Below are 23,994 nucleotides of genomic sequence, written 5' to 3' on the forward strand. Positions count from 1 at the left end.
TTTAGTTACAAAAGTATTTGCTTAGTTACGTAAGCTATATTTAACATAAAGTTGCCTTTATAGTTAGTTTTCGAATAGTAAGCGTTTACACAGGAGGGATTATTCTTGAAAGCAATGGTATCGAATGTCTGGCAGGGACTATGGCGTTCACACGACCAGACAAAAAATCTGCTGAACTTTTTTTCGTATACAAAGGATATAGAAAAAGCGAAAAATAAAAATGAACAATCGAAACAAGCGACAAATACCGGCGGACCTTCAGGAAGGCCGGACAATAAATACAATAAAAAATCCTATTCAACCGCGCAAATCGTGGGATTGATACTTGGGCCGCTATTGTTTTTATTGACGATGCTCTTCTTTTCACCAGAAGGATTGGCTCCTGAAGCGAAAGCGGTCTTGGCGGTCACTTTATGGATCGCGACGTGGTGGATCACCGAGGCGATTCCGATTCCGGTAACATCCCTGTTGCCGATATTCCTATTGCCGGTGACCGGTGCGTTGGATAGCGGTACCGTTACGGCAGCATACGGTAACGATATTATTTACTTATTCTTGGGTGGATTCTTTATCGCACTAGCGATGGAAAAATGGAATCTTCATAAGAGAATGGCACTAGCGATCATCGCATTCATCGGGACGAGCACGCAACGAATTTTACTTGGATTCATGGTAGCAACAGCGTTTCTTTCGATGTGGGTATCCAATACCGCCGCAGTCATGATGATGATTCCAATGGGTCTAGCAATAACTGCGCAAGTCGCTTCCGCTTTAAAAGGACGACCTGAAGAAAACGAATTACCGAAATTCGAGAAAGCATTAATCTTTGGAATTGGCTATGCAGGAACAATCGGCGGTCTAGGTACTCTGATCGGTACGCCGCCGAACATCATTCTTGCTGCGCAAGTGAAAGAGCTATTTGATGTAGAAATTTCATTCGCGGGTTGGATGCTAATCGCAGTCCCAATTGTCGTTATTCTTACGTTAACAACTTGGTTATACTTGGGAAGATACGCGTTTAGAATGAGTATTAAAGGACTCCCTGGAGGAAAAGAAGTTATTCAAGAAGAACGAAAAGCACTCGGCAAGATGATTTTTGAAGAAAAAGTCGTTGGCACAGTCTTTCTTTTTGCAGCTTTCATGTGGATCACAAGAGAATTTCTATGGTTGGGCATCATACCTGATTTAAAAGATGGAATGATAGCAGTGTTAGCAACTGCACTTCTATTCGCAATTCCAACATCGAAAAAATACGGCGGCCGCGTCCTTGAATGGAAAGATTCAAAAGAAATCCCTTGGGGCATTCTATTGCTATTCGGTGGGGGTCTTGCAATCGCTGCCGGCTTCCGTCAAACGGGACTATCCGAATGGATCGGAACACAACTAACTGTCCTAGATGGCTTTAACATCATAATCATTATCACGCTTTCGACGTTACTCGTTCTATTATTGACCGAGATTACATCGAATACAGCAACAGCGACGATGATCCTTCCAGTACTAGCGTCTTTAGCGCTAGCATTGCAAATTCACCCGTTCGCATTAATGGTACCAGCCGCAATGGCCGCAAACTGCGCATTCATGTTGCCAGTTGGAACACCGCCAAACGCAATCATCTTCGGAACCGGGAAATTAAAAATCGTCGAAATGGTCCGCGTCGGCTTCATTATCAACTTTCTCGCCCTGTTCTTAATCGTATTGGTCATTTACTTCCTGATGCCAATCGCGTGGGGCATCGATTTGCATAACGTACCAGCTGATATTTTCGGCAATTAAAATAAAGTGCTTGATACCTGCGCGATACGGGGATCAGGCATTTTTTATTTTGAATGAACATAAGGTAGGGGGAAGTATTATCATAGAGAGGATTTTGCATAGATGGTTGAATTCAACAGCGTTTGCACGCAATTCGCCGAAATTTTACGAGGGAAAAGTAAAGTGAATAATGGCGTCTGCTCAGTCGATTTTCATAGGAGAGTCGATGTTACTGTTCAAGGCAAACCATGTAAATCAGTGGCATCCGCACGTGTTTCATTTGAATCATTAGATCAACAGGGTGTCGCCATAAATTTAGCGGAAATTGCAATACTCGAAGAAGAAAGCGCAAAGTTCATGAAAGCGGCAATAGAACAAGGACTTATTGTAAGCGCGCTTCACAACCAATGGATCTTAACAGAACCGACAATTATGCATATCCATATCCAATCCGTCGAATCGCCGCTCAACTTCGCGGAAAAACTGGTCTATGCATTTGGGGAGTTAAGTAGTAAGCCAGTGGGGGAGCAGGGTGGCGGATATAATTGAGAAATAGGCTTTGGACGTTTCCTTGTTATGGGGAAGCGTTTTTTTGTTTGAGCTATTTTGAGTGTCGTGCCGTGTTGCTCCCGTATCGGGTGACGTTATTCCCGTTACTCATAGGTTTATTCCCATATCGCAATCAACCCTATACCAACACCACCAAAACAAAATCATCCCACCCAAGTTTATATCCGCATAAAAATTGGGTATGGCTGTAAGAAGAATGCTCATCTAGAAGGGGAAGATTGCGTTGGACACGACCGAAACGATTAAAACGAAAAGAAATCTAAAGCCGATATGGATCGCGCTTGCTTTTCTCGTAATGATCACCATTATTTTACTTCCGAATCCGGGCGATTTACCCGTGATGGGGCAGCGAGCACTTGCAATCCTAGCATTTGCCGTCATTCTATGGATGACGGAAGCAGTATCTTATCCAGTAAGCGCCGCAATGATCATCGGGCTCATCACTTTATTACTTGGACTAGCGCCGGATATGGCGAACACGGACGTGCTTCTCGGCACGAAAGGCGCGCTTAAAATGGCGCTCGGCGGTTTCTCGAACTCGGCCGTAGCACTCGTTGCAGCTGCATTATTTTTAGCCGCCGCGATGCAAGCGACAAATCTACATCAGCGGCTCGCGTTATATATTTTATCGAAAGTAGGCGTGAAAACAGGCGCCATCGTTTTTGGATCGATTCTCGTTTCGATTATCCTAGCGTTCTTCGTTCCGAGCGCAACAGCACGCGCAGGCGCCGTCGTTCCGATCTTACTCGGAATGGTCGCCGCTTTCGGGTTGCCGCACAACAGCCGTCTCGGTGCATTACTTGTCATCACCGCCGTTCAATCCGTTTCCATTTGGAACATCGGCATAAAAACAGGAGCGGCACAAAACATGGTCGCGCTCGGTTTCATCGAAGAAGAACTCGGCGTATCCGTTGCTTGGAGCTCGTGGTTTCTTTACGCCGCGCCTTGGTCAATCATTATGTCAGTCGTGCTTTACTTCGTTATGATCAAATTGATTAAACCAGAAACGAAAGTCGTCGAAGGCGGCAAAGAATTGATCCTAGGAAAATTAAAAGAGCTCGGTCCGATGAAATCGTCCGAAATACGACTCGTCGTCGTTTCACTCGCGCTTCTTTTCCTATGGTCGACAGAAGAGATCGTGCATCCATTGGACACGACAACCGTCACGATCATTGCGATTGCCATATTGCTATCCCCGAAAATCGGCGTCTTCGATTGGAAAACAGTTGAAAAACTGATCCCATGGGGAACAATCATCGTTTTCGCGGTCGGAATCGCGCTCGGCACAATCCTATTAGAAACAAAAGGCGCCCAGTGGCTATCCGACAAGGTTTTCGGCGCAATGGGACTTGAGCATATGCCGCTTCTCGCAACAATCGCGTTGCTCTCGCTTTTCAACATCCTGATTCATCTAGGGTTTGCCAGTGCAACGAGCCTATCATCAGCACTCATCCCGATTTTCATCGCGCTCACGACAACAATCGCCATTGACGCCAACAGCGTAGGCTTCGTCCTGATCCAACAATTCGTCGTCAGCTTCGGCTTCCTATTACCGGTAAGCGCGCCGCAAAACATGCTCGCCTACGGAACCGGATCCTTCACCGTAAAAGACTTCTTAAAATCAGGTGTCGCATTGACGGTAATCGGATACCTGCTCATCCTGCTATTCAGCGCGACGTATTGGAAATGGATCGGCCTATTGTGAATTAAACCCTTATATGCGAATCAAATAAAAAACGACCTTTGGCCACACGCAAAGGTCGTTTATTCTAGCAATTGACTTTTATAAACCGTTCAATCCGGTCCATGCCTTCCACCAAATTCTCCATTGAATTCGCATATGAAATCCTGATAAATCCTTCGCCGTATGTAGTAAACGTGCTTCCCGGAACGACAGCAACAAGTTCGCTGTCCAATAATTTCGTCGCGAAATCCCATGAAGTCAATCCCGTCATGTCGATAGATGGAAAAATATAAAACGCGCCAGTAGGTTTGATCACGCTCAGCCCCATCGCAGTGAGTCTTTCATACACATAATCTCTTCGTTCTAAATAAGCCGTGTTCATCTTAAGCGGCGTGTTGCGACTATTCGTTAGCGCTTCGATTCCGGCATATTGGCTGGGAAGGGCGGCACAAATCGAATTATAGAGATGAACTTTCAACACATGTTCCATTAATTCCTTAGGTCCCAATACATAACCCAATCGCCAACCTGTCATCGCATGCGACTTTGATAGGCCGTGGATCAAGAAAAGTTTGTTTCTGATTTCAGGATAAGAAGCGAATGAAACATGTTCTTCATTGAATGAATTCTCGCTATAAATTTCATCCGAGATAATAAAGATGTCGTGCCTTTCCAACACTTTTACGAGTCCATCCATCTGCTCTTTATTTAAAGTCATTCCTGTAGGATTCGACGGGTAATTTAAAATAATCGCCTTCGTCTTCTCGCTAATCAAACCCTCTAACTCATCAGGGCACGGTAAAAGATCAGTTTTCATCGTATCCAAATAAACTACTTTTGCTCCGCTTAAATGAACAATAGGTTCATAACCAGAATAAATCGGTGCCGGCATGATCACTTCATCGCCTTCAGTCAAGATGGTTCGTAAAATGGAGTCGATTCCTTCACTCGCTCCAGTTGTGATGACGATTTCCGTTACAGGATCATAGTGAAATCCATATTTCTCCTCAAAAAACAACGAAACTTTCTCGCGTAATTCTAGTAACCCGGCGTTATGTGAATAACCCGTCAAGTTATTCTGAATCGCTTCAATTCCTGCTTGTTTAACTGGGTCCGGTGTAGGGAAGTCCGGTTCGCCAATTGTTAAATTAACCCCATCTTTATATTGCATGACTTCATTTGAAAACACGCGGATACCAGGAACTACAATGTCTTTCACGCGCTCATTCACTCGATTTATCATCAAAGCACCCCTCATTTGTATACTGTATACCGTAATCTTAGGCGAATGAATTCGATTTGTAAATAACTATCAGTATTAATGTTTGGAATTGTTCCTATAGAAAATAAACTCTGACCACTCTAAAAGTGCGCTATAGCTAGTGTTAAGAGTACAAAAATTCAAGGTGTAAAATAAACTTGCACAAGCGGAAAATAGAGAATTGACATTCAATTTATGATATTGTATATTTACTTAAACACTTGTACACAGTATACATTTGTTGGAAAAGTTACAATTGAAGAAAAGTATTCTTGAGAACACCGTAGTATAAGCATTTGGTAGTAATTTGCAGTTAACTAATGAGGGGGAAACAACATGCTGAAAAAAATCACTTATACATTCATCGGTTCACTCGTCATGATGATTATGCTTGCGGGGTGTTCAGAAGACGGAGGCGAAAAAGTAAAGCTTCAACTTGGACATGCCTTATCTGATGGAACGCCAGCATCCGATTTGATCAATGAAATGGCAGAGAATATCGAAGAAAAAACGGATGGCCGCGTTGAAATCGATGTATTTCCGAACAGTCAACTAGGATCTGAAACTGAAATGTTAGAGCAAGTTAAAATGGGAACCATGGAATCTGCGGCAATTATGATAGGATCGATGCAATCTCTTGATATGCGCATGGCAATCGAAGACTTGCCTTATATGTGGAAAGACATCGATCATGCACGAGCTGCATATGAAGGTGAATTCGGGGACTATCTAGCAAACATCATGGATGAGCAAGGCATGAAAAAAATCGGGTATGTCGAGTGGGGTTTCAGACATATCACGAACAACAAAAAACCAATTGTCACGCCTGAAGACATGGAAGGATTAAAAATCCGCGTGGCGCAATCTAAACTTCGCATCGACGCATTCGAAGAATTAAAAGCGTTGCCGACAGCTATGGCGTTCAGTGAAGTTTATGGAGCTCTCCAACAAGGTGCATTGGATGCGCAGGAAAATCCTTTAGCTAATATTGTCGCCCCGAAATTCGATGAAGTTCAAGAGTATCTATCTTTAACAGGTCATTTTTACAACACGATCATGATGGTCGTCGATAATGACGTTTGGGACAAAATTTCTGAAGAAGATCAGAAAATCATTTTAGAAGAATCAGAGAGAATCTCAAAAGAAGTGCAAGAGAAAAATGATGAAGCAGAAAAAGGCTATGTAGAAGAACTTAAAAATAGAGGCATGACGGTTAACGATGATGTTGATACAAATGCGTTCCGTGAAAAGATGATGCCTGTGTACGATAAATGGGAAAATGATGTTTTTGGAAAAGAGCTAATGGATATTTATCGTGAAGCTTCTGGTTGGTAATCTAGCAATTGTTTCCTAGTTTAAATAACTCAATTTAAACTAGGAACATTTTATTTTTAAAGTAAAAGGAGGAAAAACACGTTGCCGAAATTGACCGAAAACATCGTGAAAATACTTTCGATATTATGCGTCATCGCAATTACGGGATTGACCGTCATCGTATTTGTCCAAGTCTTCTCGCGGTTTATCAAGTTTTCAATGCCTGGAACAGAAGAGTTAGCAAGGCTGTTGATCGTATGGTTGACATTTTTAGGATCAAGCTTAGCGATTCATGAAAAAATGCATCTTGGTGTACGATATTTTGTGAGTTTGGTTAGTGAAAACAAACAGAAAAAAATCGATTTCTTTATTCATTTGATCATGATGGGTTTCTTTTTTGTCTTAATGATTTACGGATTCAAACTAACATGGTCGACAATGGCAACAACTTCTGCGACATTACAGTTACCGATGGGCGTATTTTACGGCGTCATTCCGGTTAGTGCGGTATTTTCCATCTACTTCATACTGATGAACATGTTGAATCCGACTAGTTCAAGCCCTAGTTCCAGGGAGGCGACATTATGATTATAGGAATCTTAGTTACGTTTTTTGTATTGCTATTCTTGGGAATGCCTATCGCTTTTACAATCGGCGTCGTATCAGTAGGGGTTCTCCTCTTCAGCGGGGTTTCGCTTGAAATCATCGTTCAACGAATGTTCGCCGGGGTTAACAACTTCTCCTATTTAGCACTCCCGCTATTTATTTTAGCTGGTAATATTATGGGGGAAGGGGGACTGACGAAACGATTAATGGCGCTTGCGGATGCGTTAGTCGGAAGGTTTTCAGGAGGTTTGGGAATGACAGCGGTTGTCACGAGCGCATTCTTCGGAGCAGTATCCGGTTCCACGGTCGCAACGACATACGCAGTCGGATCAGTCATCGTCCCGCGAATGAAAGAACAAAAATATAGCAACTCCTTTATCGCCAGCATCATTGGACCAGCAGGCGTATTAGGATTAATCATCCCGCCGAGCATTACGATGGTCATATTGGGTATCACTGCGAATATTTCAATCGGAAAATTATTCATCGCTGGTTTCTTACCGGGAATTTTATTGACAATTGCTCTCTGTATTTACGTGGCGTTCATGTCGAAAAGAAGAGGCTTTGGTGTCGTTGAACATTCGAATCCGACGGGCTCAGAGTTTATGAAGATCGCTTTGCAAGCATTTTTCCCATTAATGGCACCGATCTTTATTTTAGGAGGGATCTTCAGCGGGCTTGTGACAGCGACAGAAGCGGCAGTCATTGCAGTCGCCTACGGCTTTATCCTATCTGTTTTTTATAAGGAATTAACGTTCAAGAAATTCAAGGAAATAATGATTAGCTCCGCATCGACTTCGGCGATTATTTTGATCATTATTTCAGTGGCCAACGCGTTTACATATGTGCTCACGGCGAATCGAATTCCTGCAATGATATCTGAGTTCTTTTTGCAATTCGCAAGTACGCCCCTGCAATTCCTGTTAGTCGTATCGGTGATTTTATTCATCTTGGGTACGTTAACCGAGGTTACGTCGTTAATCATTTTATTAAGCCCGATTTTCATGCCGATCGCCATGCAATACGGCATCGATCCAATCCACTTCGGAATGGTGCTCGTCATGAACTTTGCGCTCGCGAATATTACACCGCCAGTCGGTTTATCGTTGATCGCGGGATGTAGTATCACGGACAGGGAAATGGGGATCGAGAACACATTCCCGTATGTGCTTCATATCATCGGTATCGTTTCGGTTGTCGTGTTGCTTATTATTTTCTTCCCGGCAATCTCAACAGTCTTGCCGAGTCTATTTGAGTAAAAGGGTGATCAGTTTGATTAGAAATACACAAGAAACAGCGGTCATTGAAAATGCCCACGGCGGGATTGGAAGTATTGAAATCCATAAAAAGATCATGAAGGAAGATCATGTGGAAGGGTTATCGCTATTTGCCAAAGTAGTGGTAAGCCCCCACTCGACGATCGGCTATCATCAGCATACGGATGACGCAGAGGCTTATTATATTTTAAAAGGGGAAGGAAATTTCCTTGATCATAATAAAGAGCGAGTTCCTGTTAAAGCTGGGGATATATGTCTGATTAAAAAAGGGCAGAGTCATGGTTTGGAGAATCTTACTGATGATGTATTAGAGATGATTGCGGTTGTTTATTAGGTAGCGTGGATTTCCGCTGCAGGCGGCGCTTTCCTGCGGGCGAGCGCGAAGAGCGGAAAGATATAGTTCAATCTTTCCCTACCGCTTCCCACACTGCGCTCAGTCCAGGGGCTCAGCTGTCTCGCTAATCATACGGGAGTCGCCGCCTTCCGCTCCAATCCTGAACTAGAAATTCATTCAAATATAGAACATATCAAGCAAGTGAGGTGGTGAGGGTAGTGAAGAAGATTGAACAGAGTGGGACGTTGGCTGATCAGGCGTATAATTTACTGAAAAAAGCGATTATTATTGGGAAGTTAAAGGGCGATGAGTCGTTGCCGGAGGAAAAGATTGCCGCAGACCTAGGAATTAGCCGGACGCCTTTACGAGATGCGCTTAATCGACTGGCTTCGGAAGGTTTGGTTATACACCGGAAAGGCCGTCCTGCGGTTGTGGCTAGTTTTACGAAAGAGAATTCCTTGGAATATATGGAGTTACGAAGCTTGTTGGAAGTTCACAATATCGAAAAAATCATATCAAAGGTGGATTCATCATTTCTGCTTTTATTGGAAAATAATCTTGCGAATCAATTAGACGCGATTGAACGGGATCATTACCATGATTTCATAGAGTTGGACCGTGAGTTTCATCTATTATTGGCATCGCCTAATAAAAACAACGAGTTTAAAAAAATGATTCACCGGGTGAATACAGGTGTCAATCGTGCGTTTCTGATATTGTCGAGCACGTTGCCGACGAGTGCGAAGGGTGCTTATGAAGAGCATGTAGAAATCGTCGAAGCGTTAAAGAAACAAGATGTCCGGTTAGCAAAAAATAAAATCATCGTTCATTTAGATAACGTAGAAAAAAGATTTTTAGGGTATTACGCCGAGGATTAACTTGAAAGGTAGGAGACTATCTATGAAATGGAATACACCAGAGCAACTAGAAGATTTATTATGCGAGGTCGTCAGTTGGGACAGCAGAACCGGGACAGCCGGTGAAATGGAATTTTCGAGTAAAATTAAAGACAAATTACTAGAACTTAAGTATTTTCAGGAAAATCGTTGGCTCATCCAATTTCATGATGCAGGGAAAGGCCGAAACGCAGTCACTGGATTTTATAATAGCGGCGTGACCGATAAAACGATTGTGCTCATCAGCCATTTCGATACGGTCCATATTGAAGAATTCGGCAATTTGGAAGCGCTCGCATTCCAACCGAGAGCGTTAACCGAGGAATTAAAAACGAAAATTGAGGATCTGCCAAAGGATGTCCAAGCAGATATCAAATCGGACGAGTATTTATTCGGCCGAGGAACGATGGACATGAAAATGGGACTCGTTTTACATCTACATTTACTCGAAATGGCGACCATTGAAAAATGGCCGATCAACTTGATCTTGTTGACAGTGCCGGATGAAGAAGTGAATTCATCCGGAATGAGAGCGGCTGTCAGCGGGTTGATTGATATACGAGAAGAGTACGGGTTAGAATACGAGTTATTTTTAAACAGCGAACCGTCATTTTCTCAAAAACCGCAAGATGAAAATTATTATATTTACTCGGGCACAATCGGAAAAATCATGCCTTCCGCTTTATTTTACGGAAGGGAAACACATGCAGGCGAACCGTTAAACGGCATCACAGGGCATTACATGGCCACTTATTTAACAAAGGCGATGGAATTCAACCCAGACTTCGTCGAAGAATTTTACAATGAAAAAACGCCATTACCAATTTGCTTGAAAATCAGCGACTTGAAGGAAAATTATTCAACACAGACATCTCATCATAGCGCCGCGTTATACAACGTCTTTTTAATGAGACAAAACGCAACGGACATTATGAAGATATTTAATGAAACAGCAGTAGCGGCGATGGCAGAATGCGAAAAGGATTACAAAGAAATTTGTAAACGCGAGGGCGTCGATCCGATCGGGGAAATTAGAGTAATGGAATACTGCGATTTACTCGAGTATGCAGAGGAAAAGCTGGGCATCGCAAAAGTAGTAGAAATAAAAAACGTCGTGATGCAAGATGAATCACTCGATGAACGTGATATGTCGATCCAAATCAGCGATCAACTAATGCTGAACTGTCAAGAATTAGCACCAGCAACCATACTATTTTATGCACCGCCGTACTACCCGGCGATCAATTCATCGGAGAATGAATTAGTTAACGAAAAAATCGAGCTGACTCAACGAATATTGAAAGAAAAATTTGATGTCGACGCCAAACAAGTTCATTATTTCAATGGGATTTCGGATTTGAGTTACGTTAATTATGATGAAAATGATACCGGATGGAAAGCGTATAAAAATAATACGCCTTTGTGGGGAGATGTATACAGTATACCGTTTGAAGAAATGCAGCAGTTGCAGGCCCCGGTGTTAAACATCGGGCCATTTGGCAAGGATGCGCATAAGTTGACGGAGCGGTTGCATAAAGAGAGTGCATTTGTGCAAACGCCATTTGCTTTGAAGGTTGTTGTGGAGAGTATGTTTGCGGGAACGACTGTAAACGAGGGAGAACTGGAGACTAAATTCTCTTGATAACTTCAAGATATTGTTGAATTATAGTATGGGTTTCCGCTACGGACGAGCGCTATGAGTGGAAAAATATATAGTTCAATCTTTCTTTACCTCTTCCCTCGTTGCGCTTAGTCCAGGGTCTCAGCTAAGAAAAGTGTAAACTTCTTTTTTGCACTTTATTCTCTTTTCCTCGGGAGTCGCCCCTTAACAAGAAGGGTGATTTATTATTTGGAGATTACTTATTACTGATACTTTTTTCTGAAAGGAGTACTTAGATGAGACATGGCGGAATATGAAAAAATGATGGAGGTAAATTACTGAATCTGTTTTCGATTGAGGTATTTGCATTGACTTTTCTATTCCACTAACGATAATGTTATATTTATTCTTCGGTTATCGATCGAATAAACTTTACCTGCAAAGTAAAAAGGTATCAAATGAATCATGAAACTTCCAAGAGCAATCATAGAGAGTACCTGTACAATCCACTATTCCGATAATTAAGAGGCCAATCAAATGAGTGTTTGATTGGCCTCTTTTTGTATTTTTCACTAACCAAAGCGGTAGTAAATCAAAATAAAGGTAGCCAAGACAAAGAAGAAATTAAGGAATACGAAAATCATTTGATTTAATCGTGTCTTGTGCATCTTAATAGGTGGGTAGTAAAAAGAGACACCTTCAATGATAAAAATGAGTAAGACAACGTGGATAATTGCATGACCAATAATCTCAGTCATTCCAAAAATCATGGAAGTGAGTAAAAACAATACCGTGACGACTGCTGCTAATAGTCGGTTTAATATGCCTACAATTAACAAATACCCAACAACAAATTCAATAAAAGCAGCCATTACAATAAAAATGGACGGTTCAAATCCAAAAGTAGGAACGGCGTGACGCTCAATAATATCTAGCGTCATTGCTGGATACACCCATTTTTCAACAGCAACCCAACATAGGGAAAGGCCTGTCCCGAGATATAAGAATGGAAATCCCCATTTTTCCCATTTTGTCTTCCCTACTAATAATACGAAGAAAATAGCGATATAAAATCCATAATCGAGCATATGGAACCATCCGGAGTTGGACCAGACCATAATAAACAAACTCGAGAGGACAAGAGAAGCTAATTTTGTCGCATAGTGATGGGGGATTAGTAATAAGACAATTGCAAACCAAAATGCAAATTGCTGGAATGGTTCTGTCATACTAAATTCAGGCGCAAACATAGATCCTGAAAAAGACTGGAGGGCTAATGAAAGCGCTGTTCCGTATTTTAGTAAATGTCTTGAATATATCCGAAAACCTGCTAATTTATCCTCAATCTTTTTTGCGATTTCTAAATTCATCAACCAAGGAAGAAGTTGAGGGATTGCCGCCAAAACAATTGCAACGATTAGAGAAAATACGATGAAAAAAGGCGATAATATATTTTCAATACTATCCTTAGAAGCCGCTTCTTCTGTAAACCATTTAACGTGTGCATTTGCAATGAGTGGCGCAAACAATGTAAGCAATAAAACAATCATTAATAACAAACGTCTATTCACAAGAACCCAACCTTTAAAAATACTATAATCCATTTATCATTTGGAATTATGCGCCATACTACAACAACAAGCAGTTTCGTATCATTAGTCTTTACTAATTATAAAATTCTATAAGTTAAAACAGCTTAAACGTTGATGAATGAAACCAAATAAAAAATCTTACCTAATATAGTAGAGATATCCGAATTTCTGTAAACGCTTTCAATTATCGTGTAAATTATTAATTTGATTGACAAAAAAGAGAGATTTCATGGTAAGATGTATTTTAGCATTATTGTTAAATATTAAATTATTAGGGGGAGAAATTTCAAATGAAGAAAAAACAATTACGTTTGTTTGCATTTATTGCGATGATCGCATTACTAGTATTATCGGCATGCAATTCAGACAGCGCAGGAAAAGATACTGGGAAAACAAAGGAAGATTATAAGTTTCTTAGTATTTTAACGGGGGGAACTCAAGGTACATACTATCCACTGGGGGGATCGTTTGCTGACTACATCACAGAAGCAACAGGTGTTAAGACAACTGCAGAGGTTTCACAAGCATCGGCTGCAAATATGACAGCGCTTCAAGATGGTGAAGCTGATATTGCATTCGTTCAAACAGATATCGCTTACTATGCTTCAAAAGGTGAGCTTATGTTTGCCGGCGAAGTAATTGACAACGTTTCAGCTATTGGTTCATTGTATCCTGAAACTGTTCAATTGATAACACTTGAAAAGAACGGTATTAAAACGTTTGCAGATTTGAAAGGGAAGAAAGTATCAGTTGGCGCACCAGGTTCTGGTACATACGCGAACGCTGAACAACTTCTAGAAATCCATGGACTGACAATGGATGATATCAAGCCACAAAGTCTTGACTTTGGTGAATCACAAGAAAGTTTGCAAGCAGGTCAAATTGATGCTGCATTCATCACAGCGGGAACGCCTACAGGAGCAGTTGAAGGCTTGAACGCAGTTGCATCTGTATTTGTTGTACCAGTTGAAGATGCAAAAGCAGATGAATTGATCAAAAAGTATCCATACTATGCTAAAGAAGTGATCCCTGCAGGCACATATGGAATGGCGAACGAAACATCAGCAGTTTCCGTTGGTGCGATGCTTGTTATCCAAAATGAAGTTCCCGAAGACCTAGGCTATGAAATTACAAAAGCAATTTATGACAATGCGTCTAAACTGCAACACGCAAAAGGGAAATTGATCAAAGCCGAAAATGGCCTTGATGGAATTGGAATTCCGGTTCACCCAGGCGCACAGAAATACTTTGACGAAGTTAACAAAAAATAAAATTTGTGATTTAAGCGGGGCGGCGAAGCGTTTAGCTTCGGCCGTCCTGTTCTCTTTAAATAGAAAGGAAGAGGTGGATGAACAAAAAGAAATTAGGTCTGGTCATTCTTTTTGTTACTTTACTAGTTCTTTTCATTTTTATTATACCGATTAAACTAGCATTTACATTCACTGAGCATCGGGTGGAAAATCCTGAAGTCTACTATGTACCTCTAAAAGAAGATAATAAATTTCAAATCAGGTACGTTCATTCTATTCATTTAACAGATGTTATTGAATCTTATGAAGTGACTGTTGATGAAGAAATAAGTCTTTTATCGATGCAATATGAGAATCTTGCAATTGGTTTACCGGGCTACGCAGAAGAAGGAGAAACCTTTACTGTCCAGGACGGCGTATATACGCTTACATACGATGATAATGTTATCGATTCATTCGTCATGTTAATTGGCGATGTCGATGCAGAATTAGCTTTTGGTTATTTAGGAACTGAATTAAACTTGAAAAAAGAATTGGTAAGAGGAAAATCGTATACATTCCGTGTTATGAAACTATCTCTTTATCAAATGCTGAAAGGAGTCAATATGAATGAAAAAGGAAACAAAGCTGAATGAAGAAATAGAGCTTGATTTGGAAACGGAAGAGTTTAAAATGTTGTCAGAAGAAGAGCAGTTGGAAATTTTGCAGAAATATGACCCTGAATCGAATACACGTAATGTAAGTGGTTTATTCAAGAAAATTGTGTTCTTCGGACTACTTGCATTCTCTATATTTCAATTGTATACAGCAATTGGGACTCCTTATACCGCGTATATCCAACGATCAATTCACTTAGGATTTGCATTGTCCCTGATTTTTCTCCTGTTTCCTGCAAGGAAAAAAATTAAAGGTCGACGAAATAAAGTACCTTTTTACGATATCATTTTATCGCTCCTTGCAATTGGAGTAGGGCTTTATTGGCCTCTTCTAATTGGCGATTTAGTCTTGCGGGTCGGTCGCATATCGACGCTTGATATGATTGTTGGAGTCTTAGCTATCCTCCTGACCATGGAAGCGGCAAGACGTGCAGTCGGATTGCCTATTACAATTATCTCAGCTACATTTTTGGTTTATGCATTTTACGGACAGCATTTCCCAGGATTCCTTGCACACCGGGGACAAGATTTGAAAAGTGTAGTTCAGTTGATGTTTTTCACAACAGATGGAATTTTAGGTACACCAATTAGTGTATCTTCAACATTCATCTTTGTATTCTTGTTATTCGGATCATTCCTTGTGAAAACCGGTGTTGGTGCTTATTTCAATGATCTTGCAGTTGTTTTAGCAGGACGTTTAGTTGGGGGGCCAGCAAAAGTTGCCATCTTCTCGAGTGCATTACAAGGTACTATTTCGGGCAGTTCGGTTGCAAACGTTGTTGGATCAGGTTCATATACAATCCCGATGATGAAAAAGCTCGGTTATAAAAAAGAATTTGCAGGCGGTGTTGAGGCAGCAGCCTCGACAGGCGGACAAATTATGCCTCCGATTATGGGAGCGGCAGCATTCCTTATGGTTGAATTCATAGGCGGTATTACGTACTGGCAAATTGCTAAAGCTGCTGCGATTCCAGCGCTCCTTTATTTCACAGGAGTTTGGATTATGACACACTTTGAAGCGAAGCGTGTAGGTCTAAAAGGAATGACTGAAGATCAGATTCCTGACCGTAAAAAGACACTAAAGAAGATCTATTTACTGATACCGATTATCGGGATTATCGTCTTCTTATTGATTGGGATTCCTACGATGAAAGCAGCACTGCTGGGAATCGTCTTAACGATTATCGTCAGCTCATTCGATAAGTCAACGCGTCTTGGATTCAAAGACATGATTGATGCGCTGGTTGATGGTGCACGTACAGCGCTTGGCGTCGCGGCAGCAACAGCATGTGCCGGTATTATTGTAGGTGTTGTTGTGAAGACTGGTTTAGGCTTAAGCCTCGCGACTGGGTTAATTTCTGCGGCGGGCGGGAACATACTCCTTACGCTGCTCTTTACAATGTTAGCTGCAATCGTTCTAGGCATGGGTTCACCGACAACAGCGAACTATGTCATAACGTCAACAATTGCCGCTCCTGCGATTATCACGCTTCTTATGCTTGATACCCCTGGCGCGGCTGTTCCAATCGTTGTGGCTGTATCAGCGCATCTATTTGTTTTCTATTTTGGTATTATTGCAGATATTACACCACCTGTTGCTCTTGCAGCATTTGCGGCAGCTGGTATTTCTGGCGGAGATCCGATTAAAACAGGTGTCACCTCTGCTAAGCTCGCTATCGCGGCATTTATCATTCCGTACATGTTCGTATTTAACCCAGCGATGCTCATGATGGGCGCTTCTATCCCAGAGATTTTATGGGTCGTTTTCACCGCCATTATAGGGATGATTGCGATTGGTGCAGGCATGATTGGCTTCTGGTATCGGAAATGTAACTGGATTGAGCGCTTGTTCGCTATAGCGACGGGAATGCTTCTCATTTTCCCAGAAACTATTACTGACATTATCGGACTGGTTCTGTTTGTTGCTATGGTTGCATTACAGTTGATGACAAGAAAGAGCGAGAAAGTTGCTGTAGCTTAATAGAATGTAAAAATCCCTAAAATTTTGGGTACCTGGCAAGACACTATTCAGACAATAAACTACAATTGCATATAGAAAATTAAAAGGCCAATCAAATCAATGTTTGATTGGCCTATGTTTGTATTTTTACGCCTATACTTGAATTAACATAATTGCACTTTGCACAGGCGCCGTTACTATTTAAACAGCCCCTTATTCTACAAGCGCGCCCGTGAGCAGAACAGGTACATGAGTAATTACTGAGAGATTGGTACTTTATTGATAGTTAACAAATGTCCTTCTTGCAGTATAAGTTGCTTTGGATCAACAATCTCATGTAATTGTAAGTTAGACTTTTTCTGTACTCTTAGTTCAACTTGATCCGAATTTAATAAATGAGCTACTTGCACTGTACAAACTTTATAAGGTGCGGTGTAATTACGGATATATTGTAGTAATTCACGTAGCTCCCACTCTTTTTCTACACCATTAAAAATCTCTCTCTGAACTGGATAATCGAACCCTGGAATCATCCACGGTTCTGTTTCTACAAAATCAAGCGAAGCATTACCTAATCCCAATTTCTGGTCTGATGCTAAATAATAATAATTCGTCATTTTACTCCCTCACTTTGATTATCTAACCCGTCAGCTCAATTCAACAATCTGGCTCATTTGCGGAAGACTGATTTTATTGAAAATTAATTAAAACTATAAAACAAGTATAACATTATTGTTTTTTAGTTATATTAAATGTTTGCTACAATTAAAGCATGAAACAAATATGAATATTGTTGATGTTTCTTATACAAAATTTAATTTATAAAAGAAGGAGGGTGAAATGATGAATGAATATGGCACACTACATGAGTCAAACGGTCGTTATGCTTTGAGATTTGAACGATATTTTACGCATAGTCCAGAAGATGTTTTCCTGATTATTACGAATCCAAGTGACTTCACCCAATGGTACCCTTTCGCAACAGGGGAGATGGATCTCAAAATTGGCGGCAAGATTGCCTTCGATGACGGTGAAGGAACAACGTATAGTGGTACCATTACAGAGCTAGAAATGCCATATGTATTTGGTTTCCGTGAGATTGATGATCTCATAAACATTTCATTGCAGGAAGAAGATAAAGGATGTCGAATGATTTTTACCCATACTTTTACTGATGATTCATGGGCAGTTAATACCGCGGCGGGTTGGCATAGGTGTCTGGATGTATTGGGCCAAATCGTCAATGGTAAACCAATTAAGTGGAACGACAACTCAGCTGAGCTACGTGAAGTCTATAGTGAAGCATTTAACGTTTAATAAGTTCATCCATTATATGGCGCGATTGTGTAACGTCAAAAGCCTAATTTACCTTTCAAATGAAAGAGAAATTAGGCTTTATATATTTTACTATTGTGAATGAAAGTCAGCACAAAACAATAATCTGTGAAGGTGTCGTCTGTGCTGGAATGCTTCGAGTCGTCGCTCCGTAGACCACGATCAAATAACGATTAGCAGGGTTCCGATTAAATAACTGCCCGTTCTCCAATAAAATCCGAGTATCTGGACCAATATTCAATCGTAAATCCCCGTCACTACTAATCAACTGACGATTAAAAAAGTCCACTTTCACATTTTGGCCAGGCGCATCTTTCGCCATAACGACTGCCGCATATTGTGGCGGGTAAATTAGAGGAACAGGCGCATCCGCATCATAAAAACCAGTCACCCGGTCACCAATCCTTACCACCCGATGATCGACAAAATAAGTATCCGGGGCCACCACAAAATTCACCAAATCACCGCGCTCATTTTCAACGGAAAATAACTGATAACAACCGCCGTCCATATCATTTGGGCTGGTTGGAAAATCATCGATCTTTGTCACCGTACCATTGAAAGGTTGAAAATTGACCATGTTACTACCTCCTATGGAAATCTATCTAATATCTTATGTAGGTTATGCGAGATGAAGTGTGGGTGCTAGTTTTCTTGAAAAGTTACCCATCTTTGATGTTATATTAAAGGAAAATGACTAGAGGAGGGAAACCATGGCAGATTGGAGGGATAAAAAAAACGCACTCAATATGCGTTAAAAAATTTAATAACAATTAAAAATCTAATTTATATTCATAACTAACAATATCGGTGGCGAAATCAACCAAATTCCATACTTCGCCAACCTGAAATGAATTTGTTCTGACAGATATCATACAAGCCGAGCGTACAAATTCTTCAATACGATATTCAATAAACTGATTAGTAGACACTCGTTGATGAATTACAAATAAATCTAACCCTTGTCTTTTAGCCTCTAACCAACGATTATGCCATAGGTCAAAAGTATCGCCACACCCTAAAGCGAAATTAGGACAGAAACAATCCTGCTGATTATCAGGTGTAGGTGGGGGCATTGGTTGAGGGTCAGAAGGATTTTTTTCATTACAATCACAGTAGTTTTCTACTATTCTTCTATTGCGGAGATACCTTTTCTTGGGATTCATAAAAAATTACACTCCTTTTCGATATATGTATTTAATTTATGTAAAGAAAAACTACTTGACTGTGTATTTGCTTAGAAATGCAAGTTATTATTGGAAGTACGATTGAAAAGTACCTCGTTAAGTGTATTAGATGCGCTTACACGAATGGAGATGCAAAACTTAATTGAAAGTTTATGGCTTGAACAAGGTTTTACAGCCATACTCGTCACACATGACGTTCGGGAAGCAGTGAAGTTAGGGGATCGCATTGTTTTAATTGAAGACGGAGCAATCACTTTTGATATTAAAAATCTAGCTAAACGCCCACGTGAATACTCAGATATGTCACTTGCACCAATCGAGAATTAGATTCTCGATAGGATTATGAATGGATAAATATAATAATGACCTCTTTTTTAAATACCGTTATGAGTAAGTGATCATAACGGTATTTTAGCGTGCGGGAATATAGATCCCTCGTCATCGATAAGTTTATACTGGGCAACTATCGATAGAAAAGAGTCGTATAATTTGAAGCGCATACTCGACTGACTGATTGTCTACGCATCATAGACAATCAGTTTTTTTGGAGCTTTTGCATGAAATATGAAACTATATTCGCTGACACTTCGTAGTTAAAGATAAGTGGAGGTAGATACACTGATAACAGAAGTTCAAAATGATCCAATCGGGCGCATAAACGAATAAATATGTGCCGTAAAAGTATGTAACAAAATAGAATCGTTTAATAGATATATAAGAATGAGAGGTAATTAGGATGAACTACTCAACCGCAAAATGGCTGATAGGCATACTAGCTACTATCGCTGTAGCGACGACTGCATTAATATTTTATTCCGATCACATAGGGGTCACATATCCTCTTTTAGAAGCTACATATAAACCGATTATTTTTATTACAATGTTGCCAGTGCTTTTGTTAATCATCAGTCTTTTGATTGCGCAGGAAAAGAAAGAAGAAAAAATTTCTTCTAAAAGTCTCAGACGGTCTGCCGTTGTTGTCATAGCCCTTTTCGCATATCGATGGATGACGGGATACTTTGATTAATTAATGACTTTACGGGAGATGGGGAAGGAATGAAGTTTTCAACATCACGATGGTTGACAATCGCGCTTTTTTCAACGGCTGCAATCCTGATTACATGGTATTTTTATCTGGATGCAAAGGATAAAATGATTCCATTTTTGGCTACAATAATCAGGCCGCTTGGGGCGGGATTATTATTATTCCCATGTTTTATATTATTGGCAAATATAATGGCGACAACGGGAAAAGAAGAAAGGATAACCAAACAACACTTTCGAAGTGCATTTATTATTCTCAGTTGTTTAATAGCTTTTAAGGTAATCACATCTTTGTTTTAAAGAAGATTTAGGATAGATATTAACCTCAACAATCGGGCGCGATTGTTTAATTAATGTCTCTGTTCTTATTAAACTAACGGGTGCTCAATTAGGGGTTAAGCACACCTTACTATTCAACTAAAGGGCAGGTTAGTTGAAGAAAAAAAGTAAAATAAGGAGTTAGGAAGGATACAGATACATAAAAGGAGAAAGTATATACCATAAAATATTGGAAGGGGTTAATAGAATGAGCGAAAAATTATTAAGGGTAGGAACTACTTATATACCAACGACTAATGTAGAACTATCTTCTAAATGGTATGTCAACAAATTGGGGGCAGAGTTAAGCTACAAAGACGAAGATAAAGCAATTCTTAAATTTGCAAACCAAAGCATTTTTCTTGTTAAATCTAATGAAAATCAAAGCTCCAATTTCTATGATATTAACGGGGTCGAGCGTTTTTCTTTAACATTTGAAGTTAATGGATTAAGTGCCTTAAAAGCTATACATAAAGATTTTACAGAAAAAGAGATAAGAGTTGGAGAAATTGAAAACAGAGGACACTCCGGAAGGAATTTTGTTTTCTATGATTTAGATGGAAATAAATTTGATGTGTGGAGTGAATTAAGTCCAACTTTCAAAGAAAAATATCTTATATCGTAATAGTAAAAACTATTTTTAACTAACGGGTGCATTGGTTAAATATAATCAACTGCTTATTGTACTAACGAGGCATGTTAGTTGAAAAAAATTTTCTGTTTTACCACTGCGATTTAAGGAGAATCTTAATGATTATTTATGACGAATTATACGGTGAGTTTGTAGTAGATAGAGTATTAGAAGAGTTAATATTAAGTAAGCCTGTTCAACGATTAAAGGGGATTCACCAAGGTGGCGCAAGTTATTTGGTGAATCAGAAATGGAATGAAACACGTTTTGACCACTCAATAGGTGTAATGTTGCTAATAAGAAAACTTGGTGGCTCACTTGAAGAGCAGATTGCAGGATTGTTGCATGATGTTTCTCACACAGCCTTTTCTCACGTAATAGATTTCGTTTTTGAAAATAAAGAAGAAGACTATCATGAAAAGATATTTAGTTCTGTCGTTAAAAACTCTGAAATCCCGGTAATTTTATCTAAATATGATTACAACTATGAGGAAATTCTGTTTGATGATTTTAATTGGACATTATTGGAACAGCCTGCACCTGAATTATGTGCGGATCGGGTAGATTCCACTCTTCGTGATATGTATGAATATGGAAAAATTTCATTAGAGCAAGTGAATCGTTTTTTGGATGACTTAATGGTTTTCGAAGGGAGAATGTATCTTCAGAGCATTGAGGTAGCTGAATGGTTCGTCAAAACATATTACAAGGAGGTCATTGATTTCTTTTTGGACCCGTTAAATATATATGGATATGATATGTTAGCCAAGACTCTGAAACTTTCATTAGAAAAAAATATATTAAACGTAAATGATTTCCTTGGTAAAGATGACGAGTTATTAAGTAAAATTAAATCGTCAAAAGATAAGGAGTTACTCGATCTGTTAAGAAAAATCAATCCTGATGCCCAAGTCAAAGAAGATAGAGAAAACTACGATATATATATGAAAAAGAAACTTCGGATGATCGACACTTCCATTTTTAAGGGTGGAGAATTAATACCAGCGTCGAAATTATCAGAGGAAATTAGAACTATGAATAATAAAGCATATGAAAAAGCCACAAGAGGGATGTATGTAAGAATACTCACTAACTAAGGGGGATTGGGTATTGTTCAACTAAAGAGGCAGGTTAGTTGAACAACTTTATTTTACTGAATAAATAGACGGTTTTTTATAATGAAAATCGAAATCATTCATAGTTATTTTGAATGTACTATGACAAAGTAAAAGTATCATGGAGGAAGAGATGAAGGAAAAGAAAGTAATAAACATGATTAATCCAAGTTCGAAAGTGGCTGGCGTGTCGTTAGTTGAATTGAATAAAACAGAAAAAGCACTTGGTGCTATTTTTCCAGATGAATACAAGGAACTTTTTTTAGAAACGAATGGAGCAAATTTTGGCGATTGGACTTTGTTCCCTATTCAAACTAATGAACAAACGGCATTAACAATTGATATAGTAAAACAAAATCAGAACAGACCCAAAAATTTACCGAGTGATATGATTTGTATTGGTGAAAAAATGAGTGGTGACAAACTTTGCTATCGAATTAGGAAAAGATTTATGCAGGAACTAATTTATACTTGGAATGACAAAACTGGGTTAGGCAAATATGCGTCTTTATCATTAAGTGAATTTATTGATAGGCATGTGCCGAAAGTGAATACTAATAAGCCTAATAAACTTGGCACTTTTATGGTTGAAAGTGGAAAGCTAATTGTTACTGACCCGTACTATAAAGTGGATGAAGAAGCTGAGTTGCAAATCGTACTTTTAAATGTGAAAAATGGTAATTGGACAGCTTCCATTTCTTATAATCCTGATGAAGTTGTTAAAAACTTATTTGTATTTTATGGGGAAAAGAAACCAAGTGGAAAATGGCATGTTTGCGATAAACAGATTGGAGTTGACTCTGCACAAGCAGGAATTTTTGATTTTAAAACATTTGGTAGAGACGAATCCATCCAATTTGATGAGGTAGTTGCTTCAAATGCACAGGGGGGAGTTGTCTCAGATGGTGCGGTTTCAATGTCTGGTTATGGTGACGGAATGTACGAGGTGAAAGTAAAATATAACATTTCAAAAAAAGTTGTTGGAGTGATGATTGACTTTGTAGATGAGGACTAATGTTATTCACCAACAAGCAGTGAAATACACCTTTCCTTCTTCAACTAACGGGTGCTTTACTTGAAGATCATTGAGCTGCATAGACGGCTCTTTTCTTCTTTTACTATAGGGCAGTTTATTGGAAGAATGAATTGTAAAAATAACGCTTTTCTAGGGCGCGATTCTGGAACATCAAAAGCCTAATTTCTCTATTAAATGAGGATAAATTAGGCTTTATATAAAAAATGTTTTAGTCTGTTTTTGGAACTTTAATACTTTTATTAACATGTATCACTATCGACATTATAATTCCGAAAACTAGGAGTGAGTTAAATAATGGAACGAATATTGCAGCAGCCCAATAAACGATTCCTAAGCTCCCTATAACTATACTGAAAGTTAAAATTAAAATGAAGATTGAAAAGGAAATAATTACTGCCGTTAGTATAATTCTCCCTACGATGTATTCTCTTCCTATAAGTCCAGCTATAGTTAATCCCAATGAGCATATGAATGGATAAATTATGTAAGAAAAAATTAAATTTGGACTGTGATTGAAATTTATATAAATGATAAATAAAGTTAAAAAAACAAATAACCACATTGAAAACTTTT

General features: G+C 39.5%; 24 protein-coding genes. 19 read left to right on the forward strand and 5 right to left on the reverse strand.

Going from position 1 to position 23,994, the window contains the following annotated elements; genetic code table 11:
* The first annotated feature begins 114 nt into the window (after nt 1–114).
* From G8782_RS13580 to G8782_RS13590, 3 genes are all read left to right on the forward strand, one after another.
* Nucleotides 115–1,776, forward strand: a complete 1,662-nt coding sequence (locus G8782_RS13580) for an SLC13 family permease (protein WP_172372410.1) — start codon at nt 115–117, stop codon at nt 1,774–1,776.
* A 102-nt stretch (nt 1,777–1,878) separates the two neighbouring features.
* Nucleotides 1,879–2,304: a DUF1259 domain-containing protein gene (locus tag G8782_RS13585; protein ID WP_172372137.1), complete on the forward strand. Its 426-nt coding sequence runs from the start codon at nt 1,879–1,881 to the stop codon at nt 2,302–2,304.
* Nucleotides 2,305–2,620: 316 nt separating this feature from the next.
* Complete coding sequence (locus tag G8782_RS13590; RefSeq protein ID WP_172372411.1) at nt 2,621–4,030, forward strand: DASS family sodium-coupled anion symporter; 1,410 nt, start codon at nt 2,621–2,623, stop codon at nt 4,028–4,030.
* 64 nt (nt 4,031–4,094) lie between these two features.
* Here the strand turns inward: G8782_RS13590 and G8782_RS13595 are convergent, their stop codons facing one another.
* On the reverse strand, nt 4,095–5,252 hold the full coding sequence (locus G8782_RS13595) for an aminotransferase class I/II-fold pyridoxal phosphate-dependent enzyme (RefSeq protein ID WP_172372139.1): 1,158 nt from the start codon (nt 5,250–5,252) through the stop codon (nt 4,095–4,097).
* Nucleotides 5,253–5,606: 354 nt separating this feature from the next.
* Between G8782_RS13595 and G8782_RS13600 the strand changes: the two genes are divergently transcribed.
* The 6 genes from G8782_RS13600 to G8782_RS13625 all read left to right on the forward strand — a co-directional run bounded on the left by G8782_RS13600 (nt 5,607) and on the right by G8782_RS13625 (nt 11,339).
* The gene (locus G8782_RS13600; RefSeq protein WP_172372140.1) at nt 5,607–6,605 is read left to right on the forward strand and encodes a DctP family TRAP transporter solute-binding subunit; all 999 of its coding nucleotides are present in this window, start codon (nt 5,607–5,609) and stop codon (nt 6,603–6,605) included.
* Between the two features lie 81 nt (nt 6,606–6,686).
* On the forward strand, nt 6,687–7,172 hold the full coding sequence (locus G8782_RS13605; protein ID WP_172372142.1) for a TRAP transporter small permease: 486 nt from the start codon (nt 6,687–6,689) through the stop codon (nt 7,170–7,172).
* Nucleotides 7,169–8,449 carry a TRAP transporter large permease gene (locus tag G8782_RS13610; protein ID WP_172372143.1) on the forward strand — a complete coding sequence of 427 codons (1,281 nt, stop codon included), beginning with the start codon at nt 7,169–7,171 and terminating at the stop codon, nt 8,447–8,449. Before G8782_RS13605 ends, G8782_RS13610 begins: the two co-directional genes overlap by 4 nt.
* A 13-nt stretch (nt 8,450–8,462) precedes the next feature.
* Nucleotides 8,463–8,801 (forward strand): cupin domain-containing protein, encoded by a 339-nt coding sequence (locus G8782_RS13615; RefSeq protein WP_172372145.1) that lies wholly within the window; start codon nt 8,463–8,465, stop codon nt 8,799–8,801.
* 218 nt (nt 8,802–9,019) lie between these two features.
* Nucleotides 9,020–9,679 (forward strand): FCD domain-containing protein, encoded by a 660-nt coding sequence (locus G8782_RS13620; RefSeq protein WP_172372147.1) that lies wholly within the window; start codon nt 9,020–9,022, stop codon nt 9,677–9,679.
* Between the two features lie 22 nt (nt 9,680–9,701).
* Nucleotides 9,702–11,339: a M20/M25/M40 family metallo-hydrolase gene (locus G8782_RS13625; RefSeq protein WP_172372148.1), complete on the forward strand. Its 1,638-nt coding sequence runs from the start codon at nt 9,702–9,704 to the stop codon at nt 11,337–11,339.
* 530 nt (nt 11,340–11,869) lie between these two features.
* Here the strand turns inward: G8782_RS13625 and G8782_RS13630 are convergent.
* Nucleotides 11,870–12,868, reverse strand: coding sequence for a DoxX family membrane protein (locus tag G8782_RS13630; protein ID WP_343035066.1), 999 nt, complete (start codon nt 12,866–12,868; stop codon nt 11,870–11,872).
* A 311-nt stretch (nt 12,869–13,179) separates the two neighbouring features.
* Here G8782_RS13630 and G8782_RS13635 point away from each other — a divergent pair, with 311 nt between their 5' ends.
* From G8782_RS13635 to G8782_RS13645, 3 genes are all read left to right on the forward strand, one after another.
* Nucleotides 13,180–14,160 carry a TAXI family TRAP transporter solute-binding subunit gene (locus G8782_RS13635; RefSeq protein WP_172372150.1) on the forward strand — a complete coding sequence of 327 codons (981 nt, stop codon included), beginning with the start codon at nt 13,180–13,182 and terminating at the stop codon, nt 14,158–14,160.
* Nucleotides 14,161–14,237: 77 nt separating this feature from the next.
* On the forward strand, nt 14,238–14,774 hold the full coding sequence (locus tag G8782_RS13640) for a DUF1850 domain-containing protein (RefSeq protein ID WP_172372152.1): 537 nt from the start codon (nt 14,238–14,240) through the stop codon (nt 14,772–14,774).
* Nucleotides 14,749–16,776: a TRAP transporter permease gene (locus tag G8782_RS13645; RefSeq protein WP_172372153.1), complete on the forward strand. Its 2,028-nt coding sequence runs from the start codon at nt 14,749–14,751 to the stop codon at nt 16,774–16,776. Before G8782_RS13640 ends, G8782_RS13645 begins: the two co-directional genes overlap by 26 nt.
* A gap of 236 nt (nt 16,777–17,012) precedes the next feature.
* Here G8782_RS13645 and G8782_RS13650 read toward each other — a convergent pair whose 3' ends face one another.
* Nucleotides 17,013–17,372 carry a hypothetical protein gene (locus G8782_RS13650; RefSeq protein ID WP_172372155.1) on the reverse strand — a complete coding sequence of 120 codons (360 nt, stop codon included), beginning with the start codon at nt 17,370–17,372 and terminating at the stop codon, nt 17,013–17,015.
* Between the two features lie 226 nt (nt 17,373–17,598).
* Here G8782_RS13650 and G8782_RS13655 point away from each other — a divergent pair, with 226 nt between their 5' ends.
* Nucleotides 17,599–18,072, forward strand: coding sequence for an SRPBCC family protein (locus G8782_RS13655; protein WP_172372157.1), 474 nt, complete (start codon nt 17,599–17,601; stop codon nt 18,070–18,072).
* Nucleotides 18,073–18,178: 106 nt separating this feature from the next.
* On the opposite strand, the gene G8782_RS13660 is transcribed toward G8782_RS13655, so the two are convergent.
* Nucleotides 18,179–18,670 carry a hypothetical protein gene (locus tag G8782_RS13660; RefSeq protein WP_172372158.1) on the reverse strand — a complete coding sequence of 164 codons (492 nt, stop codon included), beginning with the start codon at nt 18,668–18,670 and terminating at the stop codon, nt 18,179–18,181.
* A 193-nt stretch (nt 18,671–18,863) separates the two neighbouring features.
* Nucleotides 18,864–19,256: a hypothetical protein gene (locus G8782_RS13665; protein WP_172372160.1), complete on the reverse strand. Its 393-nt coding sequence runs from the start codon at nt 19,254–19,256 to the stop codon at nt 18,864–18,866.
* 102 nt (nt 19,257–19,358) lie between these two features.
* On the opposite strand from G8782_RS13665, the gene G8782_RS13670 reads away from it, so the two are divergent.
* The 6 genes from G8782_RS13670 to G8782_RS13695 all read left to right on the forward strand — a co-directional run bounded on the left by G8782_RS13670 (nt 19,359) and on the right by G8782_RS13695 (nt 23,400).
* A complete protein-coding gene (locus G8782_RS13670) occupies nt 19,359–19,604 on the forward strand; it encodes a P-loop NTPase family protein (RefSeq protein ID WP_425505493.1) in 246 nt (81 codons plus the stop codon).
* Between the two features lie 409 nt (nt 19,605–20,013).
* Nucleotides 20,014–20,304 carry a hypothetical protein gene (locus tag G8782_RS13675; RefSeq protein WP_172372162.1) on the forward strand — a complete coding sequence of 97 codons (291 nt, stop codon included), beginning with the start codon at nt 20,014–20,016 and terminating at the stop codon, nt 20,302–20,304.
* A gap of 29 nt (nt 20,305–20,333) precedes the next feature.
* Complete coding sequence (locus tag G8782_RS13680; protein ID WP_172372163.1) at nt 20,334–20,621, forward strand: hypothetical protein; 288 nt, start codon at nt 20,334–20,336, stop codon at nt 20,619–20,621.
* 226 nt (nt 20,622–20,847) lie between these two features.
* Entirely contained in the window at nt 20,848–21,264 is a 417-nt protein-coding gene (locus tag G8782_RS13685) for a VOC family protein (RefSeq protein ID WP_172372165.1), read from the forward strand.
* A gap of 125 nt (nt 21,265–21,389) precedes the next feature.
* On the forward strand, nt 21,390–22,367 hold the full coding sequence (locus G8782_RS13690) for an HD domain-containing protein (RefSeq protein WP_172372167.1): 978 nt from the start codon (nt 21,390–21,392) through the stop codon (nt 22,365–22,367).
* Nucleotides 22,368–22,518: 151 nt separating this feature from the next.
* The gene (locus G8782_RS13695) at nt 22,519–23,400 is read left to right on the forward strand and encodes an SMI1/KNR4 family protein (RefSeq protein WP_172372174.1); all 882 of its coding nucleotides are present in this window, start codon (nt 22,519–22,521) and stop codon (nt 23,398–23,400) included.
* Nucleotides 23,401–23,994: the final 594 nt, after the last annotated feature.

Origin of the sequence: Sporosarcina jiandibaonis, from assembly GCF_013184495.1 — a bacterium.
GTDB lineage: Bacteria > Bacillota > Bacilli > Bacillales_A > Planococcaceae > Sporosarcina > Sporosarcina jiandibaonis.